This is a genomic window from Bifidobacterium sp. ESL0820, assembly GCF_052606235.1.
This window is the reverse complement of record NZ_CP199594.1, coordinates 682,052-705,818: the sequence shown is the minus strand read 5'-3', so window position 1 is coordinate 705,818 and position 23,767 is coordinate 682,052. Positions and strand designations below refer to the sequence as shown.

The following is a 23,767-nucleotide window of genomic DNA, read 5'->3' as shown; positions in this document are numbered from 1 at the left end:
CGAACTGATCATTACCAGGGCATTCTACCCCGTGCAGGGGTCCGAACCATGGCCTTGCTCGGCTCGCGGAGGAAACTGTCTGTGGACGCCAGGGCCTGCCAGGGGTCGGCATGGCGTACAGTGTTGCCCACCAGCCCCTGTATTCGAGGCTGTACGTTACAGACAAAGGAGCGACCCATGGTCGAAGAGAACCCGGTACAGCAATCCTACGATGTCCTGAACTCTTCGATCTCGCAGGTGGATCCGGAGATCGCAGCACTGCTGGATGGAGAGTTGGAGCGCCAGCGCGGCGGTCTGGAGATGATCGCCTCTGAGAACTTCGTGCCCAAGGCTGTCTTGCAGGCCCAGGGATCCGTGCTGACCAACAAGTATGCCGAGGGCTATCCCGGCAAACGCTACTATGGCGGATGCGAGTGGGTGGACCAGGTCGAGAACCTGGCCCGGGACCGCGCCAAGGCCCTGTTCGGCGCCGAATATGCCAACGTCCAACCGCATTCGGGCGCCCAGGCCAACGCCGCCGTCTATCAGGCACTGATCAAGCCCGGCGACACCGTGCTGGGTCTGGCCCTGGATCATGGCGGCCATCTGACGCACGGCATGAAAATCAACTTCTCCGGACGTTTTTACCATGCCGAATCCTACGGAGTCGATCCGGACACCTTCCGCATCGAGCCCGAGATCATCCGCCAGCGGGCCCTGGAGACCCATCCGGCCCTGATCATCGGCGGGTGGAGCGCCTATCCGCGCATCGAGGACTTCGCAGCCATGAAGGAGATCGCCGACGAGGTGGGGGCCAAGTTCTGGGTGGATATGGCCCACTTCGCGGGTATGGTGGCAGCCGGCCTGCACCCCAGCCCGGTGCCCTATGCCGATGTGGTCTCCTCCACGGCCCACAAGACCCTGGGCGGACCCAGGTCCGGGTTCATCCTGGCCCGTCAGGAGTATGCCAAGAAGCTCAACTCCTCGGTCTTCCCCGGCAACCAGGGCGGCCCGCTCATGCATGTGATCGCCGCCAAGGCTGTGGCCTTCAAGCTGGCCGGCACGCCTGAATTCAAGGAGCGGATGGAGCGCACCCTGGAGGGCGCCAAGATTCTGGCTGAGCGCCTGATGGCCAAGGATGTGGCCGACAACGGCATCACCGTGCTCACTGGAGGGACTGATGTCCACCTGGTCATGGTGGATCTGCGCAACAGCGAGATGGACGGCCGTCAGGGGGAGGATCTGCTGGCCAGGATCGGCATCACCGTCAACCGCAATACGGTGCCCTTCGATCCCCGCCCGGCATCCGTGGCCTCCGGACTGCGCATCGGGACCTCCGCCCTGGCCACGCGCGGATTCGGCCCGGCCCAGTACGAGGAGGTGGCTGACGTGATCGGCACTGCGCTGGCCCAGGGTCCCCAGGCGGATCTGGATGCCCTCAAGGCACGGGTGGACCGCCTGGTCGAGGCCTTCCCGCTCTATCCTGAGCTGGACCAGACCCACTGATCGGCCCTTGGAGGAGGCAGGCGCGGCAATGCCCTCCCTCCTCCTGTCGTCATTGCCCTCGCTGAGGGTTACAATCGGTACAGAATACGGGTCTGGCAGACCCGTGAGGGCGAAAGGATCTGACGAACATGAGTGAAGACGAGAACTCCGATCGTCAGGATGTGTTCGATCGTGTCTGTGCCATGGCCGATGCGGCGGCCGCTGCACAGGCAGGCCTGGCAGGCATGAACGGCCAGGCCAGGAATGCCCTCTTGCTGGCCCTGGCCGATGCACTGATCGATCAGGCCGATCAGATTGCCGCAGTCAATGAGCAGGACTGCACCCAGGCTTTTGAAGAAGGAATGAGCGCCGGTCTGATAGACCGTCTGCGCTTGGACAAGGTTCGTATCGCGGACGCCGCCCGGGGCGTGCGCATGGTGGCGGGGCTGACCGATCCCCTGGGCGAGGTGGTTCGCGGCCATGACATGCCCAACGGCATGCGGCTCAATCAGGTGCGGGTTCCCCTGGGCGTGGTGGCCATGATCTACGAGGCCAGGCCCAACGTCACCATCGATGTGGTGGCCCTCTGCCTCAAGTCCGGCAATGCGGCCCTCCTGCGGGGAGGTCACGCGGCTCAGCGCACCAATCGCGCCCTGGTGGAGCTGATAGGCGGGGTCCTTCGTGAGCAGGGGCTGGATCCGGCTTTGGTGGCTTCCGTGGATCGATACGGTCGCGAGGGGGCCCAGGCTCTGATGAAGGCACGCGGTCATATCGATCTGCTGGTGCCCAGGGGCGGCCGAGGGCTGATCCGCAGCGTAATCGAGCAGGCCACTGTGCCCACCATCGAGACCGGGGCAGGCAATGTCCATATTTACGTGGATCGCTCAGTGGATATGGATCAGGCCATCCCCATCATCGTCAACGCCAAGACCCAGCGGGTGGGCGTCTGCAACGCCGCTGAAAAGCTGATCGTGCACAGGGAAGTGGCCGCCGACTTCCTGCCCCGCGTGGCCCAAGCGCTGACGCAGGCCCAGGTTGAGCTGCACCTGGATGCGGTCTCCATGGACATCCTCGCCGGGCAGGGTCTGCCTGAAGAACTGCTGGTTCGCGCTGAGGAAGCCGACTGGGACCGTGAGTATCTGGATCTGAAGATGGGGGTGCGTGTGGTCGACTCCCTGGATCAAGCCATCGATCACATCAACCGTCACTCCACCGGTCACACCGAGGCCATCCTGGCCCGGGACTACGAGGCCGTGGAGGAGTTCTCCCGTCGGGTGGATTCGGCCGTGATCATGGTCAATGCTTCGACCAGATTCACCGACGGCGGCATGTTCGGCATGGGCGCCGAGCTGGGCATCTCCACCCAGAAGCTGCATGCCCGAGGACCCATGGGTCTGCAGGAGCTGACCACCACCAAGTGGATCGGCTACGGCAGGGGACAGGTGCGGCCGTGAACGAGAAGATCGAAGAGCTCTTCCAGCGCGAGCACGACAATCCGCGCATCTGGCTGAGGGTGGCTTCAGAGCGGCTGAGCCTGCTGCGGTACGTCTTTCTGGTGCAAATCGAGGACGGCATCCCGGATGCAGACCAGCGTTCCTGCCTGGAGTACGCCGATGCGGTCCTGATTGGCTGGCCTGACGAACATGCCGATGATGTGTACGACCTTGACCAGGACCAGCTCAATCAGGTCAGGCACAACATCACCGTCATGGAGGAGCGGGTGCCGGTCTTCCGCAAACAGGAGCAGGAGGGGCGCATCGCCGACCTGTCCGATTCATTGGTAGCTGTCACCGGATGCGTGGCTCAGGTTCGTCGGGCCTACCAGCCGGGCTTCCCCCTGCCCACCTACTCCGAGATCCGCCGGGTGGTCCAGGAGGAGTGGAATGCCGACATGGAGCGGATCGATCCTGACCGGGTCAACCCCAGCGCCGAGCAGATGCGCCAGGAGGCTAAGTCGGAGAACGAGGAGAACGCCTCGGAAGCCAGACGGGAGGGCGAGCAGGGGTGAACCGGATGATGTCTGAACTGTCCAAGGAGGGGGAATCTGGGCAGGAGCCATCAGATATTGACGGATCCTGTAGGCCTTCTCACCATAACCGCCGACCCCGGGTGGGGATCATGGGCGGCACCTTCGACCCCATTCACAACGGCCACTTGGTGGCTGCCTCGGAGGTGGCCTGGGTCTACGACCTGGATGAGGTCATTTTTGTGCCCACCGGCCGTCCGGCCTTCAAGCTGAACAAGACGGTGACCAATGCTGAGGATCGCTATCTGATGACCGTGATCGCCACGGCCTCCAACCCCAAGTTCACCGTCTCCCGGGTGGACATTGAGCGTCCTGGCATCACCTACACGGTGGACACCCTGCGCGACATCAAGCGGATGCGTCCCGACAGCGACCTCTTCTTCATCACCGGGGCGGACGCTGTGGCCGAGATCATGCGTTGGAAGGATGCCAACCGGATGTGGGATCTGGCCAAGTTCGTCGCCGTCTCCAGGCCCGGCTACTCCTCCAGCCTGGACGACCTTCAGGTGCCTGCCCAGCGGGTGGACACCTTGGAGATTCCGGCCCTGTCCATCTCGTCCACAGATGTGCGCCGTCGTTCGGCCAGGGGCATGCCGGTCTGGTACCTGGTTCCGGACGGGGTGGTGCAGTACATCAACAAACACGGGCTCTACCGCTCGGCTTCCTGAGCTTCGCATGCTGTCGGACTCGCCAACACGGACAGCCCGGCTGTGTCAGCGCGCGCCATTATTATGGGGGCTGTCCGCTTCAGCGAAAACAACGTTTGGAGATATGGTGAGCGCGATACTCAAAGGCAGACCAGGAAAAAATCTCATACTTGTCACAGGCCGGACCCATCCCAGACTCGCGGCGGACGTGGCCGATCAACTTGGCATCGACGTCCTGGAGACGACGGCATACGACTTTGCCAACGGCGAGATGTATGTGCGTTATACGGAGTCGGTGCGCGGTGCGGATGTCTTCGTCCTGCAGACCCACTCAGACCCGGTCAACAAGTCCATCATGGAACAGCTGATCATGATCGACGCCCTCAAGAGGGCCTCGGCGCGATCCATCACCGCGGTCTGCCCGCTCCTGGGCTACTCCCGTCAGGACAAGAAGCATCTGGGCCGCGAGCCCATCTCCTGCCGGCTCATGTTCGACCTGCTCAAGACGGCTGGCGCGGACCGGATCATGTCGGTTGACCTGCACGCCGCCCAGTCCCAGGGCTTCTTCGATGGGCCTGTGGACCATTTGATCGCCATGCCTGTGTTGGTGGACTATGTGCGCGACCGTATGGACCTGTCCAAGGTGGCTGTGGTCTCGCCAGATGCCGGCCGCATCCGGGTGGCCGAGCAGTGGGCCCAGCGCCTGGGTGGCGTGCCCCTGGCCTTCATCCACAAGACCCGTGACATCACCCAGCCCAACAAGGCTGTGGCCCATCGGGTGGTGGGCGACGTGCGCGGCCTGGACTGTGTGCTGGTGGACGACCTGATCGACACCGGCGGCACCATCACCGAGGCCTGCAACGTCCTGGAGGAGGCCGGCGCCAACTCCATCACCATCGTGGCCACTCATGGCGTCATGTCCGGGCCTGCCGTGGAACGGCTCAAGTCCTGCCAGGCCAAGGAGGTCATTGTCACCGACACTGTCCCCATCCCCCAGGAGAAGCGTTGGGATGGATTGACTGTGCTGTCCATCGCCCCCCTGCTGGCCTCGGCCATCAAGGCGGTCTTTGAGGATGGCTCGGTGGCCCGGCTCTTCGACACGTATCCGGCTCATCACGGCCAGGGCTTCCTCTTTGCCTAAAGCCCTGCCTGCCCGGCATGGCGTGGCGTAATCGTCCGGCTGTGGCATAATAAACCTGGCGGGGCCTCAAGGGTTCCGCCCTTCCCCCATGGTGTAAAGGCAGCACACGGGTCTTTGGAACCCTTAGTCTTGGTTCGAATCCAGGTGGGGGAGCTTACGCTCGCCGATTCCGGTCGGAGACGGCCTCCTTGGGGTCGGTGACCAACCGAAAGGAACTGTCTTGGCAGTCAAGAAGATCGAAACCTGGCTCACCGACATGGACGGCGTGCTGGTGCACGAGAACACGGCCCTGCCCGGAGCTGCCGAATTCATCGACACCCTTAAGCGCAACAACCGCCAGTATCTGGTGCTGACCAACAATCCCATCTACACCCCACGTGACCTTTCGGCCCGCCTTGGCCGTTCGGGCATCGACGTGCCCGAGGATCGGATCTGGACCTCGGCCCTGGCCACCGCCGACTTCGTGTCCCGGACCATGCCGCGGGGATCGGCCTATGTGATCGGCGAGGCCGGGCTGACCACGGCCCTGCACGAGGCCGGGTTCATTCTTTCCGACATCAACCCGGACTATGTGATCCTGGGCGAGACCCGGACATACTCCTTTGAGTCCATCACCACAGCCATCCGCCTGATCCTGGGAGGCGCCCGCTTCATCTGCACCAACCCGGACGCCACCGGCCCCAGCGAGAACGGCGTCCTGCCGGCAGCCGGCGCGGTGGCGGCCCTGGTGACCAAGGCCACCAACCGGGAGCCCTACTTCGTGGGCAAGCCCAACCCCATCATGTTCCGCACGGCCCTGAACAGGGTGGGCGGCCACTCCGAGACCACGGCCATGATCGGCGACCGGATGGACACCGACGTGGTGGCCGGAGTCGAGGCCGGTCTGAACACCTTCCTGGTGCTGACAGGCATCACCACACGATCCGAGGTGGAAACCTTCCCCTACCGCCCTGACCAGGTGGTGGACTCTATTCAGGATCTGATCGACATCGCCGAGAGCGGGGTGGTGGAGTTTTGAGCGGCGGCAAGACGCTGACCGCTGGCATCATCCTGGCCGCAGGCGAGGGCACTCGCATGCATTCGGCTCATCCCAAGGTTCTGCACACCTTGGCCGGCAAGACCTTCCTGCAAAGGGTCATGACATCGGTGACCGCCCTGAATCCCGAACTGACGGCCGTGGTGGTTCATCATCAGGCCGACCTGGTGGCGCAGGCTGCACGCTCTTACGATCCCCAGGTGCGCATCGTGCGTCAGGACAGCCGACCGGGCACGGGGCGCGCGGTCCAGTGCGCCGTGGATCAGCTGGATGGCGAGCTCCAGCACGACGGCCAGGTGCTGATCGTGGCCTCGGACATGCCCCTGCTGGACGCGGATACGCTGCAAAGCCTGCTTGACTATCATGTCAATTCCGGCGACGGGGCCACCGTGCTGACGGTCAATCTGGACGACCCCACCGGATACGGCCGCATCATTCGTGACCAGGATGGACGGGTCCTGCGCATCGTCGAACAACGGGATGCCACCGGCACCGAGCTGGCCGTCAAGGAGGTCAATACCTCCGTTTACGTCTTCGAGGCTGATCTGCTTCGACAGGCGGTCCGTGGCCTGGACGACAGCAACGCCCAGGGGGAGTTCTATCTGACCGACGCCCTGGAGACGGCCCGTCGCTTGGGTCGGGTCGGGGCTTTCGCCGCTCCTGATCCGCTCAAGGTCGAAGGTGTCAACGACAGGATCCAGTTGGCTGATCTGGCCAAGGCCCATAACCTGCGGGTCTGCCAAGAGTTCATGCGCCAGGGGGTGACCATCCTGGACCCGTCCACCACCTGGATCGAGGACGACGTGGTCATCCAGCAGGATGCCGTCATCCTGCCCGGATGCTTCCTGCAGGGTCATACCGAGATTGCCTCGGACGCAGTCATCGGTCCCTATACCACCCTGATTGACGCCATCGTCGAGCCGCAGGCCAGGGTGGAGCGTTCCCGCGTGCAGGAGACCAGGATCGGGGCCCGGGCCAACATCGGTCCTTGGACCTATCTGAGGGCCGGCAACGTCCTTGCCGAGGACACCAAGGCCGGGGCCTTCGTGGAGATGAAGAAGGCCACCATCGACCACGGGACCAAGGTGCCCCACCTTTCCTACGTGGGTGATGCCCACATAGGCCACGACAGCAACGTGGGCGGCGGGTCCATCACGGCCAACTATGACGGCGTGCACAAGAACCGCACCGAGATCGGGTCGGAGGTGCACGTGGGCGCAGGAAACCTCTTCGTGGCCCCCGTCCAGGTGGGCGACGGGGTCACGACCGGCGCCGGATCGGTCATCCGTCATCCGGTCGAGGACGGAGCCATGGTCTACTCCACCAATGACCAGCATCAGGTTCCGGACTGGAAGCCCGCCTGGGAGCGGTAATCTTGGGAGCATCGGCTTCACAACAAGGAAAGGCGTGACAAGTGCCAGCATTGCAGGAATCCATCGACGCGGTCCGGGTGGCCGCTCGGGCTGCCAACGATGTCAAGGCCATGGACATCGTGGCCTTCGACGTCTCCCGGCCCATAGCCATCACCGACATCTTCATGGTGGCCACCGGCAGCAACGAACGTCAGGTCCTGGCCATCGCCGAGGAGGTGGAGAAGCAGCTCCATCTGCAGAAGAACCTGGATCCCCGCTCGCGGGAGGGCGTCCAGGAGGCCCAGTGGGTTCTGCTGGACTACGGTGATTTTGTCATCCACATCATGCACAAGCAGGCCCGGGCTTACTATGACCTGGAACGGCTTTGGAAGGACTGCCCCCAGGTGGACCTGCAGCTGGAGCATCCCTTTACCCTCGCAGATGATGACCCGGATAGCCGACTGGCCTCCAAGGCGGACGATTTGAATGGGGATGATCTGCGCAGCCGTTTCGCCGACCCTCAGGAAAGCCATGACTGACTCGGTTGCCGCCGTCGAGGACGGACGGCATGTGCGCTCCATGACCGTGGTCCGTCATGGGCAGACCTCATATAATGCGAAGCACCGGATGCAGGGCCAGATCGACATTCCCCTCAACAGCGTTGGCCGCTGGCAGGTGGAGAGGGCTGCCGAGGAGCTCCGGGCTGAGTACGTGGATGGCGCTCCTCAAGACCGCCGCCTGCTGGTGGTCTCCTCTGACCTGGGTCGGGCTGCCGCCACCGCCCATGCCTTTGCCGATCCCTTGGGCCAGCCGGTCCATCTTGATCCCGGGCTGCGCGAGCGCAGCTTTGGCGAGTGGGAGGGGGCCAGCGCCGAAGAGGTTCGCCAACGCTGGCCCGAGGACTACGAATCCTGGTCCCGAGGCGCCGGGGGAGAGCTGCTTCACGGTGCCGAGACCAAGGCCCAGGTAGGCAAACGAGGCTTGGAAACCCTGAATCGTTGGATTCATCGGGCTGGTCCGGATACGGATCTCATGGTCTTCTCCCATGGGTCCTTCATAGCCCAGGCCCTCCAGGCTCTGCTGGGCATGGCCAGTGAATATCCCGAATACCTGGGTCTGGTCACCATGCGCAATGCCCACTGGGCGCGATTGATGCCACGAGACCTGCCAGACGGCGGTCTGCGCTGGTCCATGATCGACTACAATCGCGGTCCTGCCATCGCCATGCGGGGGGACTGGGACAATCCCCGAGGGCTGGTTCAGACCGACTGACCATCACAGAATCGCCATGACGACCAGCTACCATAAGAGCGCAGCAACCAGCCGTTGGATCAAAAGGGGTCGTAGTGAAGCAGTTCTTTCATGACATTTCCTGGGCGCAGATCGTCGCCGGCGCTCTTGCAGCCATGACCTCCTTCTGGCTGGCCGCCAAGATCGGCGTGGCGGGATCCATCATCGGCGTAGCCATCGGTTCCATCGTCTCTGCTGTGGCCTCGCAGATCTACAAGAATGTCTTGGAAGCCTCTGGCCAGAAGCTGCAGGAGTCCGTGGTTGGCAGTGCCGACCAGGATGATGACGATTCCAAGACGGATACGGACAGTGATTCAGCCGCTGATGGGCAGACCAGGGTCTTGCCGGCACAGGGGAAAGGCGCTTCGGACGATTCCAGCGGTGCTGCCGACGGGTCCACCCAGGTCATGGCGCCGGTTGATGGATCCACGCAGGTCATGCCTCCTGTCGGTGACGAAAAGTCGGCAGCCAAGACCGGCAGAACCATTTCGTCCAACAATGGTCCTCGGGCCCATGCGGCCCCCATCGCGGCAACCAGCAAAAAGAAACTGGATCAGCGCCGCCGCAACGTCATCATCGTCTCCGTGGTCAGCGCTCTGGTGGCCGTGCTGCTGTCCGCCCTGGCCATCAATGCCCTGACCAAAGGCGAAGGCACCGACAAGGTGGTCCGCAACGTGGTCAGCCCTTCGACCAGCCAGGTAACCCCCAGCCAGGAGGAAGAGACTCCCTCCAAGCCTGCACAGCGTACTGAGCAGCCTGAAGACCAGGCGACCCCGGGTGCCCCCCAGAATCAGCCTTCGGGAACGAATCAGCACCAAGGCAACGAACAGGGATCCGGGCAAGGTCAACAGCAGGGAGGGAACCCCACGAGCTCGCCTTCGCCGTCTGCCGACGCGACCGGCTCCACGCCCAGCCCCTCAAGTACGGCTTCCACACCCCAGTCGTCGCCGACGAGCACGACCAATTCCTTGCCTCATAACTGACCGGTCGCACGGCGCGGCACACCCATCTCACCATGTAATGTGACTAGGGTCACTTTCAGACGGGCCAAGAGGCTCGTCACTAAGGACCTGGTCCCGAAGGCGGGATCAGCGATGAGAAAGGTGTATGTATGCGCAAGGTTCTGTGCTCTCCCGGCTCCTATGTTCAGCAGGAGGGCGCCATGGGAAAGCTGGCTGGAGAATACGCGGCTCTGGGCACCAAGGGCGCCCATCTGATCGTCGACCCGGTCATCGACGGGCTCTATCACGACGACATTGTCGCCTCCTTTGAGCACGATGGGATCCCCTACGAACTGATGAAATTCGGCGGCGAGTGCTCCATGGAGGAAATCGACCGCCATCGTGCCCATTTGGGCGACAGCGACGCGGTGATCGGCATCGGCGGCGGCAAGACCTTGGATACCGCCAAGGCTGTGGCCCACTTCGCCCACCTGCCGGTCATGATTGTGCCCACGGCAGCCTCCTCGGATGCGCCCTGCTCAAGGCTGTCCGTGCTCTACACGCCCGAGGGCGTCTTTGACCGTTACCTGCCCCTGCCTGCCAACCCCAATGTGGTCCTGATGGATACCGACGTGATCGCCAAGGCACCGGTGCGCTTCCTGGTATCAGGACTGGGCGATGCCTTCGCCACCTACTATGAGGCAGCCGCCTGCGTGCAGTCGAACGCGGTGACCATGACCGGAGGCCACGCCACCATGGCCGCCTTCGCCCTGGCCCGTCTCTGCCGTGACACGCTGCTGGAGGACGGGGTCAAGGCGGTGGCCGCCGCCAAGGCCGGCGTGCGCACAGCCGCCCTGGAGAAGATCATCGAGGCCAACACCCTGCTGAGCGGCCTGGGCTTCGAGAGCTCCGGACTGGCTGCAGCCCACGCCATCCATGACGGGATGACCGCCCTGGAGGGCACTCACTCCATGCTGCACGGCGAGAAAGTGGCCTTCGGCACCCTGGCCCAGCTGGTCCTTGAGGACCGTCCTCTGGAGGAGACCCGCCTGGTCTACGACTTCTTCCGCAGCGTGGGTCTGCCCACCTCCTTGGAGCAGATCGGCATCGGCCAGGCCAGTGAGGAGGATCTGCTCAAGGTCGGCGAGCACGCCTGCGGTCCTGACGAGACCATGGGCAACATGCCCTTCGAGGTGACCCCGACCGATGTGGCTCACGCCCTGCGTGCAGCCGATCAGCTGGGCAAGCAGCTCTGATACGTCATTCTCTGGTCCCTCGTTGAGAGGCCAAGCGGCCGTCGGCATGAAGTCGGCGGCCGCCTTTGTTTCCTCCGGTTTTGCTCCGGTCATCATTGCAGGGAGCTGGCGGCCTTTCGTATGGCTTCTTCACTTGGGCATGTGGCTGGACCCCGCTGGGTAGTGGAAAGTGCTCCTGCACAGTTGGCCAGCACCAGGGCCTCCTCAATGGGCAGACCTTGGAAGATGCCCGCGCAGAGGACACCCGAGTGTGCATCGCCTGCACCGTTGGTGTCTATGGCATGGACCTGCGGGGTGGGAATGTACTGGCTCTGCATTGCATCCTTGGGCTGGCAGTACCAGGCACCGCGGGCGCCGGCTCTGAGAACCACCGGACTGTCCAGTCTCAACGAAAGCGAGCGGCAGAGGGATTCCAACTCAGTAACGTCGCCGGTTTCGGGTTGGCACCCTAGACGTTTCGCCAGGATTGGTCCCTCGCGTTCGTTGAGGGACCAGATAGGATGCAGACCGTTGACCGCATCAAGTACATCCAATGCAATATCGGCCACCATGGGTCCCAGGTCGAAGAGCACCGAAAATCCTTCGCCCTGGTGTTTCTCGGCAAAACCGAGCAGGCTTCGGGTGTTGTCCTTGTGGCAGAAGGAATACCCACTCAGGTAGATGACATCACCGGGAACCAGATTCATGCTTTCGTAGGTGCCCTCCGGTACCCGGGTCTCTGCGCCCCTCGCCGATACAAAGGTGCGTTCACCCGAGGGTTCGATCATGGCTACCGAGTATCCGGTGTCACAGTTATCCAGCACAGGCCCTTGTGCGGGAACCTGCAGGGCAGCAAGGGCTCCACGGGCCATGTCCGCCATCGGACCTGTGCCGATCGCCCCCATGTAGGCTATGGGTGCCCCCATCCGCCTGGCTGCCTGGATCACGTTGTATCCGCCGCCGACCTTTATGGCGGTTCGCCTGGCGAAAATGTCCCCTCCGCGTTCCGGGAGGTGGTCGATGTTCATGCTCAGGTCAATCACCACCTGACCGAGATGAAGGATGCTGGGTTCAGTCATTACTGCTGCTCCTCACCGCCACGGAGTCCTTGGAGAGGAGGTGCAAAATGGCATAGAGGATTCCTCCCAGCAGGAGGGATACCAGCCATGCCAGGCCGTTCCTGCCCAGGAAGCTGCCGGCCAGCGGTCCTGAGAACCAGACCTCGTTCTTGGAGACCTGGGCCGTCACGAACAGGAAGCCGACGACTATCCCCACCAGCCAGCTGACGATGGCCGGGCGGTTGATGCCGTGCCAGTACCAGTATGGGGAGTCGGCTTGAAGATTCAGAAGGCCGTCCGAATCGTAGCGCTTGCAGAAGATCATATCTGACAGGAAGATGCCTGCCCAGGTGCTCAGCGGCACTGCCAAGAGGGAGATGAAGGTGACGAAGGGGCCGTTGAACCCGTCGGAGCCCAGCGTGAAGTACAGGGCTCCGCAGGTGGTCACCACCACATCGACGACGACCGCATAGACGCGGGGAATTCTGATGCCCAGGGTGATGGTGGTCAGGCCGGCCGAATATACGGACAGGTTGTTTGACATGAGCAACCCAGCGAAGGCGGCAATCAGATAGGGGATCGAAACCCAGGCGGGCAGGGCGCTTCGAACCGCGGCGACCGGATCAGCGGCGGAGGCAATGGTGGAGTTGCCTGCTGTCAGGACCGATCCCAGGCCGATAACCACGACCAGGGGGATGCCGGCGCCGGCTGCTGCAGTCAGGATCAGAGAGCCGGATTTTACCGAGGTCTTCTGGTAGCGGGCCATGTCTGCGCCGGAGTTGACCCAGCCGATGCCCGTCCCCGCGGCTATGGTGCCGACACCGATCAGGAAGGCGCTGGCTGATCCGGGGGCATTGCCGATGAAGGAGGACCAGTCGACGGTCGTGGCCAGATAGATGGCTACCAAGAGGGTAAGGGCTCCGAATATCCAGGTGGCCCACTTCTGCACAGTGAGGATGAAGGCGTGGCCTGCGGCCGAGACCACCACGGTCAAGGCTACGAAGACGGCAATACAGACGAAGGTCAGGAAGGGGGAGCGCTTGGCATCAGCTGAGGTGCCGAAGATGATGGCGATCAGGGAGAGCAGGGCAAAAAGCGCCAGTCATCGTGTTCACCGTCTCCCAGCCCAGCCTGGATAGCAGAGCCACCAGTGTGGGGCCCGCATTGCCTCTGACGCCGAAAATGGCTCGGGACAGGGTCAGCGTGGGGGCGCCGCCTCTTTTGCCGGCTATGGAAATGATGCCGACCAGCGCGAAGGATCCGAAGGCTCCGATGGTCGTGGCGAGCACGGCCTGCCAGAGGTTGAGGCCCTGGGCAATCAGGGTAGCTCCCAGAGGGATTCCCAAGATCGAGATGTTGGCGGCGAACCAGACCCAGAAGAGCTGACCGGGCGACCCGTTCCTCTGATCCTCGGGCACGGGTTCGATGCCCCTTTGCTCAACTCTGGAGAGGATGGTGCCCTCTTTTGGCGCAGTTGACATGGATTGTCTCCTTTGACTCACGATGTACTGGATGCAGCGATGGATTGTCTGGTCAGGCCTGTGGTGTGGTCTGGGTGGACCCCATGATCTCGGGGTTGACTGGATTTTACATTCTTGTATTCCTGAAGGATTCTGTCGTATCCGTTTTGCGCTTTACCTTAGGGTAATCAGGCCACGGGCAGTTTTCTGCAGGTCAAGGTGAGATACCGAAGCCACCTGGGAGCAGAGTGCAGGGTCGAACACCTCGGGGCCGGTGCATGCGCCGGTCATTGCGCCGGTCATGGCAGCGATGGTGTCCGTATCGCCGCCCAGGTTGACTGCGACGAATAGAGCCGATTGGGGATCGTCGGCGAATCTCCAGGCCAGGGCAAAAGCGGCTGCCACAGACTCATTGGCCTCCACCGAAGTGCCGCAGTCTTCGATGAGGTGGCGTTCGAAGTCGTCCTCATCGCTGAATTCTTCGGACACTTGTATTGCCTGGCGGGCCCGAGCGGGAACCGATGCCGTGGGTGTCCAGGCTCCGGCGGTTTCCATGGCGGGTACCAGGCGCAAGGACTCATTCAGTGCCTGGCGAACGGTCATTCCTTCAAGTCCCAGACTGACTGTCGTAGCGATCAGCGCTGCGCTTTGAAAGCCTGCGACCGTGTCGTGGGTGACCTGGCAGGACTCGTAGATGCGATTGGCCAGCCGTCTGGTGTCTTCGGGCCTGTTGGCTATCCCTACCGGGGCGACTCGCATGGCCGCCCCATTGGTGGTGCCGGTCCTTCCTGTTGTCATGATGTCCGCGCCATGGCGAACCTCTTCCAGAGCCAGCTTGGTGGATGGCCCGAGCAGGTCGAGTGATCCGCGTGACTTCATGCCGTCCTCCCAGGTCAGAAGGCGCTTAGCGAACTCTTTGGGATCGATGTGTCCTCTGCCCTCGATGATCAGCTCTGCGACAATCAGTGCCTGCTCGGTGTCATCGGTCACAGATCCCGCAGGCATACCTGGAGCGATCGGCTGATCCGCAATAGCATCACGAAGGGTGTCAACCCTGCCGTAGGCCTCATGGATGGCTGCTGGACTCATGCTCTGCGTGGGCATGCCCAGTGCATCTCCCAAGGACAGCCCAGTAAGCGCGCCGAGTGCGCCTTCCTCAATCGTGCTCATTGCCGCGCACCCCTCCCGAATTATTCGTTGTTTCGGACCAGGATCTTCTTAGCCTGAGTGAATAATATCAATACAATTGATCTGATCAGCCCGATAAGCATGATTCGTCATGATGATTGAACCTTATATCAGCCCTTGGTAGGGTAGTACAGTTGTAGTGATCGCTTAATCGTTGAGCAAGCATCTTTAAAGGTCGAACGAACCAAGACAGTTGCAAGGATATGCTTCGCGCTCGAATACTATGAGTCGCAATCGTTGGAATCCATTGATCGCTTTGATTGCTGATTTCTTGTTGCAATCAGGCAAGGTTTGAGCTTCGCAATGAATGGGAGCCCATCTTATGTGACCATGAACTCCATCCTGTGTGCTTGCCAATCAGCAAAACGGTAAACTCTCAAATTGACAAGGAAAACTACGCGCGTAGAATTTTGCATTGTTGGCAAATGGAAACGCGCAAAAAGTCGCTTTCCAATCTACGCGGGTAGAACAACGCTATTCAGCATCGAATCGCAATGATCCCCTGCAAGGAGGCATAAATGGGAGTGAACCGGGCCAAGAGAGGAAAACCTGAAACTGTGAATCAGCGATCCAGGTCGAATTCCGAATTGTCTGATCAACAGGAACAGGCAGCTGATGTCAACTTCCGCACCAAGGAGGGCAGGAAGAGCTTCTGGACCAATATCGTGGCCGTATGGTTGGGCACAACCATGGAATATGTGGACTTTGCCTTGTATGGTCTGGCTTCAGGGCTTGTCTTTGGCGACATCTTCTTTCCCGGGCAAACGCCGGTAATCGCTCTGCTCTCTTCATTCGCAACATATGCGGTCGGCTTCCTGGCCAGGCCTGTCGGAGCCTTTGTTCTGGGCAAGATAGGTGATAAGCGCGGACGTAAGTTCATCATGGTCTTCACGGTCATGCTGATGGGTCTGTCGACTACAGCCCTGGGGCTTTTGCCGACGTACCAAATGGTGGGCATTCTTTCTCCCATTCTCTTGATACTTTGCCGCGTATGCCAGGGATTCGGCGCTGGAGCCGAGCTGTCGGGGGGAGCAGTGATGCTCGCCGAGTATTCCCCTGTCAACCACCGTGGCCTGGTTTCCTCATTGATTGGCATCGGGTCTAATTCGGGCACCTTGCTGGCTTCTGCTGTCTGGCTTCTGGTTCTGCTTTTGCCCCACGACAGCCTGATTGCCTGGGGATGGAGGATTCCCTTCCTGGTCTCAATCCTGATTGCGCTTTTCGCTGTCTATCTGCGTCGCTCCATGCAGGAGACGCCCGCATTTCGTTCCTACCAGGCCAATAGGAAGAAGGAAGAGGCTATTCTGGCTGCCGCAGGCAAGCAGGAGAAGAAGTCCGAGGGTGGCTGGAAGGCCTTCTTCATCATGCTTGGTCTGCGTATAGGAGAGAATGGTCCCTCGTATCTTTCGCAGAGCTTCCTTATCGGATACGTGGTCACACTGGGCGTGAGCAAATCTGTGCCAACTACAGCAGTGCTGATTGCCTCTTTGTTGGGCTTCCTGATCATCCCCTTCTCCGGATGGCTTTCCGACCGGTTCGGCCGCAGGATTGTCTACCGCGTCTTTTGCCTGCTTCTGGTCCTGTACGCCTTCCCGGCCTTTGCCCTGTTGCAGTCGAAGAACACCATTGTTGTCAGCCTGGTGATAATCGTGGGTATGGGTGTGGCTTCGCTGGGCATCTTCGGAGTCCAAGCGGCCTACGGTGTTGAGCTCTTCGGCATTCAGCACAGGTATTCCCGGATGGCAGTCGCCAAGGAGCTTGGCTCCATCCTCTCCGGCGGCACGGCTCCGATGGTCGCTTCGGCACTGCTGGCAGCCTTCAGCTCCTGGGTGCCTTTGGCTGCCTATTACTGCTTGATGGCAGCGATCGGTCTGGTCACGACATTCTTCGCCCCTGAGACCCGTGGCCGGGACCTGACCCTGGTTGACGATGCGATCTGATGAATCTCCATTGAATCGGTAATCTGTAAGGAGACCAGTTGCAAGGAGGGGAATGGTGACGAGGCGTCCGACAAGGGATGACGTGGCCAGGGAGGCGGGTACTTCATCTGCCGTGGTGAGCTATGTGATCAATCATGGTCCACGTCCAGTCTCCGAGCAGACCAGGCGCAAGGTCTTAGATGCCATTAGGCGAACCGGCTATGTGCCTAACAATATCGCCAAGTCGCTGGCCAACGGGACCAGCGATACCTACGCCTTGCTGGTGACAGACCTGGCCAATCCCTTCCTGGCACAGATGACCAAGGCTTTGGAGCACAAGCTTTTCTCCTTGGGCAAGACCCTCCTGGTCGGCGATTCCAGCGATGACCCCAGTCGCCAGATGGAGCTGTTGGAATCCTTCCAGCGTCAGCAAGTCTCTGGTCTGGTTTGGTATGGCGTGGACCAGCCTCTTCCCATGGATGCCCTTGAAACCTACCCGGGAACCGTGGTTATGCTCAACCAACCGGAAGGACAGGAATTGAGTCCCTCTGCAGGGCGCCGAGTTCGATTGGGTCTTGACGAAAGCGAAGAGGCCAGGATGGCTACAGCCCATCTGATAGGGCATGGCTATCAAAAGCTGGCCATCATTGCCGGCCCTCGGGAGCGTCTCAATTCGCGGGAAAGAATCCGTGGGTGGAAGAGGGCCATACGTGAATCCGGCCTTGAGCCAGGGCAGGAGATCTTCGTTCCCTACACCTGCCAGGGGGGATACGAGGCGGCGGAGCTGGTCGACGATCAGGTTGAGGCTGTCTTTGCTTCGAATGAACTTCAGGCCATGGGTTTCCTGGCAGGCATGGCCCAGCGCGACAAAAAAGTGCCTGATGATGTTGCTTTGGCGGCGATGAATGGGACTGACCAATCCGCATATTTGATTCCGTCACTGACAGCCGTCCAGCTGTCCGAGGATGAGATAGCGGACAAGATTGCCAAGGTGTTGCTGAAACCGGACGGCGCCTATCAGGACACTGGCGATGATGGAGACGACAAACCAGGGGGTTACGAGACTTCCGTCGCTCCAACAAATCGTTCGGATGCTCCTGTCCGTACTGGTTTAGGCACAATTCCGGCAGCTCCACAGCTGGTCATTGGCCGTAGCTGTGGATGCAGCCAAAATGAGGTATGAAAACAGAAATGAAAGATGCAGTCAACATTATCGTCGACTGTGACCCGGGCAACGGTGTACCCGGAGCCAACGTCGATGATGCCCTGGCCATTGCCTATGCCTTGCGTTCCGAAAAGCTCAAGACCAGAGCAATATGGACCGTGTTCGGCAACACTACCTCTGATCTCGGTTATTCCAGTGCAGAGGCCTTGCTGAGATCCATGGGACGCATGGATGTTCCTGTCCGTCGAGGGGCGGATGGCCCGCTGCTGGGATCACGCCAGCCTTGGCTGACCAAGAGGCTGAATGCGGCCAGCAGCCCCGAGGCGCCAGAAGTATGGAGAAATGCCGTGGGATCGCAGGCAGGGTTCCATGCATCAAGCGCCGATAAGGTATCAGCCATACCAGAGGTTTCCGGGCCTGATCAGCTTGCGCAGGATGTGCTTGCTTGCAGCGGTTCGGTGTCCATTGCCGCCATAGGACCTCTCACCAACCTAGCCGGGCTGATCAGTGATGAGCCGCAGGTCGTTGGGCATATTGAGAGGATCAGCATCATGGGCGGTGCCATTGGATTCGGTGATGAGGTGGACACCAACTTCGCCGTCGATCCGGTGGCAGCCCGGCGGGTGTTGGAATCTGGTATTCCCATCACCTTGGTTCCGCTTGATGTGACCAGGACCACGCATCTGAGCCAGCGATGCTGGGATCGTATGATCGCCGAGGCCGATGCAAGCAAGGCGCCGTGGAAGGACTCGATGAACCGTTGGTTGAGACCGTGGCTGACATACAGCAGACGAACTCGACCAGTCGATGGCATGTGGCTTCATGACCTGGTATCCGTCTTGGCTCTGGCTGAAAGGGACCTGGTTGCTCTTCGTCCTGCACGGGTGAATCTTGCCGACAGCGGCAAGCTGTTATTGGCTGACAGAAATGGTGACCAGCCTGTTAGTGGTGTCAGATCGTATGAGGTGGAACTTTGCACTGGCGTGGATAATTCGCGCATGATTCAGGTCTGGCAGCAGGCTGTTCTGCCTCGCTGAAGTGCCGAGCCCTTTTCACTATCTCATGAGTTAGTCATGGGGGCTGCAGCACATGTACGCGTCCAGTTATTCCGCAAGTGGTTGGACTCTGCGGTGGCGGTCATGTGCTGTTTGGCAGCCTCCTGGACCTTCGAAATCCCAGGAATATTGTCAACCTGCATATAGCAACGACCCAAAACGCTGTGTGCATGACTATCGCCGGTCATGATGCCCGATTGCCCGTGGTGACGACTCTGCCTTGCTTAGGGGGTAGCTTTGCCAAAACACAATTGCAAGAGTCGAAAAACCATGGCTTTTTCACAGATTGCCCACAGTCAATGATGGCAGTTTGACTGTGCCAACACAGTCATTGGCAATGATTCAGACATGTATCGGCTGTTGCTGAGCATAAGGAAAGAAGAGAGCGATCTGGGGGCTATAGGAACTAAACGCGTTGTTTATGTTGGGGGTTTGGCCTTGTGGCTGTAAGCGTGTTGGGTGGTTGTTAATAGGTCGGGTTGTTAATAGGGGTCTTGCAGGGGTGCCCGTTCCTGTTCGATTGGGGAATGAGAACCAGATCGAAGAGGGCCAGGCATTGCCCCATATGCCATGGGCGGATGCGCAGGCATGGGCGCAACAGATCAGGCACGCAGCGCTGGATGTGTCCGTCCTGCTCGATCACGTCCACCGCGCGCAGGCAGGACCGGGCCCGCGCCGCGCAGTTGAGGGAGTTCCCGGACCGGCCGCTGACGGGCAGGACCCGGGAACAGATGGGGGCCATGGGCGCCAGGGCCTGGCGTAAACGGGTCGGCTGGTGCTGGAACATCAAGCCGGCAATCACACCGGACGGGGTGGTCCATCACACGCTCATGGCCGACGGCACGTATATGGCACACGGCTGGTGCCTCCTGATAGCGATCGACGGGCAGACGGGCCAGGTCATCGACTGGCAGTGGTGCCATCAGGCGAACACGGCGGCCTGCACGGCCCTGTCCTCCCGCATCCCCGGGCCCGACGTGCTCATCACCGACGGCCTTCGCGGCGTGCAGAAAGCCTGCCATGCCTTGCTGGCCGGGCACGCGCATCCAACGCTGCCTGGTGCACGTGCAACGCAACACCAAAACCGACCCGACACTCAAACCACGACTTCAGGCCGGCAAGGAACTCAAGCGACTCTCCGACCAGCTCACCCGGGTCCATACCATCGAGGAAGCGGTGCGTCGGGGTGAGGCCTTGAACGCCTGGCACGAAAGATGGAAAACCCTCATCGACGAACGCACCATGGCCAAGGACGACCCAGCCAACCCCAAAGCCAGCCACCAATCCTGGTGGTGGACCCACCAGGAACTCCGCCGCTGCTACCGCAGGCCCGAACACCTCTTCCAAGACAGGCAGCTCTTCGCCTTCCCGGAACCCGAACTCACCGCCGGCGGGCCAGTGGAACGCACCACCAACCGGCTGGAAGGAGGAGTCAACCCACCCATCAAACGCACCCTCCTGCAACACCACGGCCTACCCGAGAGCCACATGAGACGCGCCTGCGAATGGCACTGCTACATGAAAACCGACAACCCCGACCCCGCCAGCCTGATCAGGGACGAACACCACCAGCCACAACCAGCACCCAAACGGGAAACCAGACAGGAACAGGACGAGCCCGAACACTACGGCACCGCCATCAACTGGAACGAGTTCCACACACCAGTCAGATACCCCAACACCACACTCTGACCAACACACAACCAAACCCACACACAGAACCTAAAACAACGCGTTTAGTTCCTATAGCCCACTTTTAACCGTCACGCAAGCAATACTTGTATTGCGTCTCAGTGTAAAGTTCGCTGTAGCTTTTCGCGTTGTGGATTCGTATGGTGCTCGGGGTTTCGTCGGGCTGTGGATTGGGGTTGGGTATGGCTGGTGAGTTTCTGTCCCTTGAGGGTGTCTCCTATCATTACGGTTCGGGCGGGGCCGGCATCACCGACGTGTCCCTGCAATGCCCGCCTGGGTCGTGGACGGCGATCATGGGGCCCTCGGGCGCGGGCAAGTCGACCCTGCTGAATTGCGCCTCGGGCCTGCTGCCGGTCGACCAGGGCTTGGTGCACATCGGGCAGCATGACCTGGCCCGGATGGGAGAGGCCGACCTGACACGTGTCAGGCGTGACCTGATCGGGTTCGTGTTTCAGGACTACAACCTCGTCGAAGCGTTCACATGCCTGCAGAACGTGATGCTGTCCTTCCTCTTCGGCGGGCCGCGCATCGAGGTCGACGACGCCGTGCGGGCCCTGCAGGCGGTGGGTCTGGATGGTTTCGCCGACGTCTATCCCTCGGACATGTCGGGCGGGCAGCGGCAGCGTGTGGCGGTGGCCAGGGCTTTGGCCTCGAGGCCCTCGGTCGTCTTTGCCGACGAGCCGACGGGCGCCCTGGACACCGCCGGCTCCCAGCTGGTGCTGGACGCCTTCGGCCAGGTGGCGGCGCGGGGGTCCACGGTGCTGATGGTGACCCACGACCCGGATGTGGCGGCCCGTGCTGGCAGCACCGTGTTCCTGGTCGACGGCCGCATCCACTCGGTGTGGTCGGGCTGCACGGCCGAGCAGCTGGCCATGCACCTGGCCGAGACCACGTTGAGCGGGGCCGACCGGTGAGCGCGGGCATGGCCTCCCCGGCCCAGCAGGCGAGCCGACCCTGGCGCAAGCGGCCAACAAGGGCCAGCCTGTCCTTCTCCCTGGTCAGGGCCCACCGCTCCTCCTACTGGATCATGTGCCTGGCCGTGTTCGCCGCCACGACCCTGTCCTGCGCGACCCTGCAGGCACGTCAGGCGGGCCTGGCCTACGACGGCCTGCACGGCCTGGAGGGCCTGAACGCCTACCACCGCATTCTGACCAAGGCCTACTACGACCTGGCATTGAACACTGTGTCGCTGATCGCGCTGGTGTTCTGCCTGCTGGTGACGGTGTTCCTGGTCCTGTCATCGGTGTCCTTCCTGGTCCAGGAAAGGCGCCGGGAATACGGCCTGATGCGGCTCAACGGCGCCTCGGGCAAACAGGTCGTGGCCATGGCCCTGCGAGAGTTCTCCCTGCCCCTGGCCCTGGCCGACGCCGCGGGATGCCTGGCCGGATCCCTGCTGACCGTTCCTGTGGGCATGGCCTTCATAAGGGCCATGGGCACCACGGACATCGACCTGCTCTTCCACCCCAGGGCCCGCCTGTGGGTGGCGGCCGTGGCCTTCGCCCTGATGATGGCGGTCTGCCTGCTGGGCGTGTGGCTGGCCACGCGCAGGTTCGGGGCCGAGACCCCCCTGAAGCTGATGACACAACCGGCCGTCAAGGACAAAAAGGCCAGCCGGTTGCGGATCGTATGCTCCCTGGCCCTGTTCCTAGCCTCTATCACGGTCGCCTTCATGCCGGTCGACCGCTCGGAGTTCTACGACCGGCTGCTGGGCTTGATCGTCCTACTGATAATCACCGTGTACGTGGCCGCCCCCCTGCTGGTCCCCCCGGTAGCATCCCTGCTGGGCCTGCTGGCCGAAAAAACCGCGGCCGGACCGGGCCTGCTGGCCCGGCAACGGGTCCGCAGGGGCAGGGCAGGCGCCACGGCCATAGCGTTGCCGGCCATGATGGCGCTGACCATTCTGGTCTCCTTCATCCTCATCATGCAGGCGGGCCGCATGAGCTCGGTGGTGCTCAGCATCGAGCCCATGAAGGCCGACGTGGTGGCCTCCTCGGACGACCTGTCCCAGGCCGGCAGGATCTCGCGCACGCTGCAGGGGCTCGGACGGGAGGTCGGCACAGCCGACATCTACCAGACCCAGCAATGGGTCCTGACCGACAAGCACGGAAATATCCAGATGGACACCTTCCCCCAGGTCACCTGGGCCCAGGCCCGTGACCTGGCCGACCCCAGCCACAAGGACACCGCCCCCAAGGTGCTCCAGGGCAGCCTGGCCGACCTGGGCGCCGGCAAGGTGGCCATAAGCAGAGCATACGACAACCAGCGCAAGCCGGGCGACACGATCACCCTCATCGACCGCCACGACAAAAGACACCAGGTCCAGGTCGTGGCCGTCATCGAGCCGCCCAAGACCACCCCCCACGTGAACATGGACATGCTCACGACCGAGGATGGCCTGCCCAGGGAGGGCGAGAACGGCCGACTGTACGCCTTCATCACCGCCCGCGACCACACCCAGGCCGACGACATAGCCCAACAGATAAGGGACACCACCCACAAGATCACCGCCTTGAACAGGCAGGACTTCATCGACGACTACATCAAGACCAGCATCAAGGAGCAGCAGGGAACACCGCTCATGATAGCCGGCGGCACCATCCTGGCCCTGATATTCCTCGTCCAATCTATAGCCATAGGAATCAGCGAACGACGCATGCAGAACCGGCGCCTCAACCAGATGGGCGTCACCCGCGGCGCCCTCGCCTGGTCAGCGGCCATCGAGACCACACTCGACGTCACCGCCGGCATCATCCTCTCCCTCGTCGCCGTGGCCATCACCGAGGCATCCGTGGCGATAAGCTTCGTCCGGGACGGGGTCGGCATACAACACACACCCATCATCGCAGACATCTTCCTACCCATGTCCCTCCTGCTCCTGGCCGTCGCCATAGCCACCACCATCCTCTGCACACGCCTCACCCACAAGAACCAACCCACAAAACACTAGAGGCCAGGCCAACCATGAACTTTATCCACGTCGTCAGGAAATACATGCCGGGGCACATTCTTGGGCTATAGGAACTAAACGCGTTGTTTATGTTGGGGGTTTGGCCTTGTGGCTGTAAGCGTGTTGGGTGGTTGTTAATAGGTCGGGTTGT

The 23,767-nt window shown here is 61.5% G+C and carries 20 protein-coding genes, 1 tRNA gene and 1 pseudogene; 18 read left to right on the top strand and 4 right to left on the bottom strand.

Translation table 11 applies throughout. The features are described from left to right. Positions 1–177: 177 nt before the first annotated feature. The 12 genes from glyA (at position 178) to ACUIAH_RS02960 (ending at position 11,153) form a co-directional block, all read left to right on the top strand. The gene (gene glyA / locus ACUIAH_RS03015; protein WP_024627946.1) at positions 178–1,485 is read left to right on the top strand and encodes a serine hydroxymethyltransferase; all 1,308 of its coding nucleotides are present in this window, start codon (positions 178–180) and stop codon (positions 1,483–1,485) included. A 119-nt stretch (positions 1,486–1,604) separates the two neighbouring features. Then, the gene (locus ACUIAH_RS03010) at positions 1,605–2,918 is read left to right on the top strand and encodes a glutamate-5-semialdehyde dehydrogenase (RefSeq protein WP_445341533.1); all 1,314 of its coding nucleotides are present in this window, start codon (positions 1,605–1,607) and stop codon (positions 2,916–2,918) included. Next, on the top strand, positions 2,915–3,472 hold the full coding sequence (locus tag ACUIAH_RS03005; RefSeq protein WP_034525012.1) for a hypothetical protein: 558 nt from the start codon (positions 2,915–2,917) through the stop codon (positions 3,470–3,472). Before ACUIAH_RS03010 ends, ACUIAH_RS03005 begins: the two co-directional genes overlap by 4 nt. 5 nt (positions 3,473–3,477) lie before the next feature. Further along, positions 3,478–4,158, top strand: a complete 681-nt coding sequence (gene nadD, locus ACUIAH_RS03000; RefSeq protein ID WP_101432243.1) for a nicotinate-nucleotide adenylyltransferase — start codon at positions 3,478–3,480, stop codon at positions 4,156–4,158. A gap of 103 nt (positions 4,159–4,261) precedes the next feature. Beyond that, complete coding sequence (locus ACUIAH_RS02995) at positions 4,262–5,278, top strand: ribose-phosphate diphosphokinase (protein ID WP_306222051.1); 1,017 nt, start codon at positions 4,262–4,264, stop codon at positions 5,276–5,278. A gap of 82 nt (positions 5,279–5,360) precedes the next feature. Continuing rightward, positions 5,361–5,431 (top strand) — tRNA-Gln (locus ACUIAH_RS02990). Positions 5,432–5,498: 67 nt separating this feature from the next. Then, positions 5,499–6,296: an HAD-IIA family hydrolase gene (locus tag ACUIAH_RS02985; protein ID WP_015021717.1), complete on the top strand. Its 798-nt coding sequence runs from the start codon at positions 5,499–5,501 to the stop codon at positions 6,294–6,296. A gap of 56 nt (positions 6,297–6,352) precedes the next feature. After that, entirely contained in the window at positions 6,353–7,687 is a 1,335-nt protein-coding gene (glmU, locus tag ACUIAH_RS02980; protein ID WP_445341532.1) for a bifunctional UDP-N-acetylglucosamine diphosphorylase/glucosamine-1-phosphate N-acetyltransferase GlmU, read from the top strand. Between the two features lie 41 nt (positions 7,688–7,728). Beyond that, the gene (rsfS, locus tag ACUIAH_RS02975; protein WP_445341353.1) at positions 7,729–8,205 is read left to right on the top strand and encodes a ribosome silencing factor; all 477 of its coding nucleotides are present in this window, start codon (positions 7,729–7,731) and stop codon (positions 8,203–8,205) included. Next, positions 8,198–8,938 (top strand): histidine phosphatase family protein, encoded by a 741-nt coding sequence (locus ACUIAH_RS02970; protein WP_445341352.1) that lies wholly within the window; start codon positions 8,198–8,200, stop codon positions 8,936–8,938. Before rsfS ends, ACUIAH_RS02970 begins: the two co-directional genes overlap by 8 nt. Before the next feature lie 74 nt (positions 8,939–9,012). After that, entirely contained in the window at positions 9,013–9,939 is a 927-nt protein-coding gene (locus ACUIAH_RS02965) for a hypothetical protein (RefSeq protein WP_445341351.1), read from the top strand. Positions 9,940–10,067: 128 nt separating this feature from the next. After that, positions 10,068–11,153, top strand: coding sequence for a glycerol dehydrogenase (locus tag ACUIAH_RS02960; RefSeq protein ID WP_445341350.1), 1,086 nt, complete (start codon positions 10,068–10,070; stop codon positions 11,151–11,153). Between the two features lie 92 nt (positions 11,154–11,245). On the opposite strand, the gene ACUIAH_RS02955 is transcribed toward ACUIAH_RS02960, so the two are convergent. The 4 genes from ACUIAH_RS02955 to ACUIAH_RS02940 form a co-directional block, all read right to left on the bottom strand. Continuing rightward, complete coding sequence (locus ACUIAH_RS02955; RefSeq protein WP_045924215.1) at positions 11,246–12,211, bottom strand: PfkB family carbohydrate kinase; 966 nt, start codon at positions 12,209–12,211, stop codon at positions 11,246–11,248. After that, positions 12,204–13,256 carry a purine-cytosine permease family protein gene (locus ACUIAH_RS02950; protein WP_445341531.1) on the bottom strand — a complete coding sequence of 351 codons (1,053 nt, stop codon included), beginning with the start codon at positions 13,254–13,256 and terminating at the stop codon, positions 12,204–12,206. Before ACUIAH_RS02950 ends, ACUIAH_RS02955 begins: the two co-directional genes overlap by 8 nt. Beyond that, positions 13,237–13,671, bottom strand: coding sequence for a cytosine permease (locus ACUIAH_RS02945; RefSeq protein WP_445341349.1), 435 nt, complete (start codon positions 13,669–13,671; stop codon positions 13,237–13,239). The genes ACUIAH_RS02950 and ACUIAH_RS02945 overlap by 20 nt, the downstream gene beginning before the upstream one ends. A 153-nt stretch (positions 13,672–13,824) precedes the next feature. After that, positions 13,825–14,820 (bottom strand): ADP-ribosylglycohydrolase family protein, encoded by a 996-nt coding sequence (locus ACUIAH_RS02940; RefSeq protein ID WP_445341348.1) that lies wholly within the window; start codon positions 14,818–14,820, stop codon positions 13,825–13,827. 575 nt (positions 14,821–15,395) lie between these two features. Between ACUIAH_RS02940 and ACUIAH_RS02935 the strand changes: the two genes are divergently transcribed. From ACUIAH_RS02935 to ACUIAH_RS02910, 6 genes and pseudogenes are all read left to right on the top strand, one after another. Further along, entirely contained in the window at positions 15,396–16,778 is a 1,383-nt protein-coding gene (locus ACUIAH_RS02935) for an MFS transporter (RefSeq protein WP_198201350.1), read from the top strand. Positions 16,779–16,830: 52 nt separating this feature from the next. Then, positions 16,831–17,940, top strand: coding sequence for a LacI family DNA-binding transcriptional regulator (locus ACUIAH_RS02930; RefSeq protein WP_144086046.1), 1,110 nt, complete (start codon positions 16,831–16,833; stop codon positions 17,938–17,940). After that, entirely contained in the window at positions 17,937–18,959 is a 1,023-nt protein-coding gene (locus ACUIAH_RS02925; protein ID WP_445341347.1) for a nucleoside hydrolase, read from the top strand. Before ACUIAH_RS02930 ends, ACUIAH_RS02925 begins: the two co-directional genes overlap by 4 nt. A gap of 545 nt (positions 18,960–19,504) precedes the next feature. Further along, positions 19,505–20,669 (top strand): annotated as a pseudogene (locus tag ACUIAH_RS02920) (IS1249 family transposase). A 182-nt stretch (positions 20,670–20,851) separates the two neighbouring features. Continuing rightward, the gene (locus tag ACUIAH_RS02915) at positions 20,852–21,583 is read left to right on the top strand and encodes an ABC transporter ATP-binding protein (protein ID WP_029676375.1); all 732 of its coding nucleotides are present in this window, start codon (positions 20,852–20,854) and stop codon (positions 21,581–21,583) included. Continuing rightward, the gene (locus tag ACUIAH_RS02910) at positions 21,580–23,616 is read left to right on the top strand and encodes an ABC transporter permease (protein WP_033512067.1); all 2,037 of its coding nucleotides are present in this window, start codon (positions 21,580–21,582) and stop codon (positions 23,614–23,616) included. The genes ACUIAH_RS02915 and ACUIAH_RS02910 overlap by 4 nt, the downstream gene beginning before the upstream one ends. Positions 23,617–23,767 lie beyond the last annotated feature (151 nt).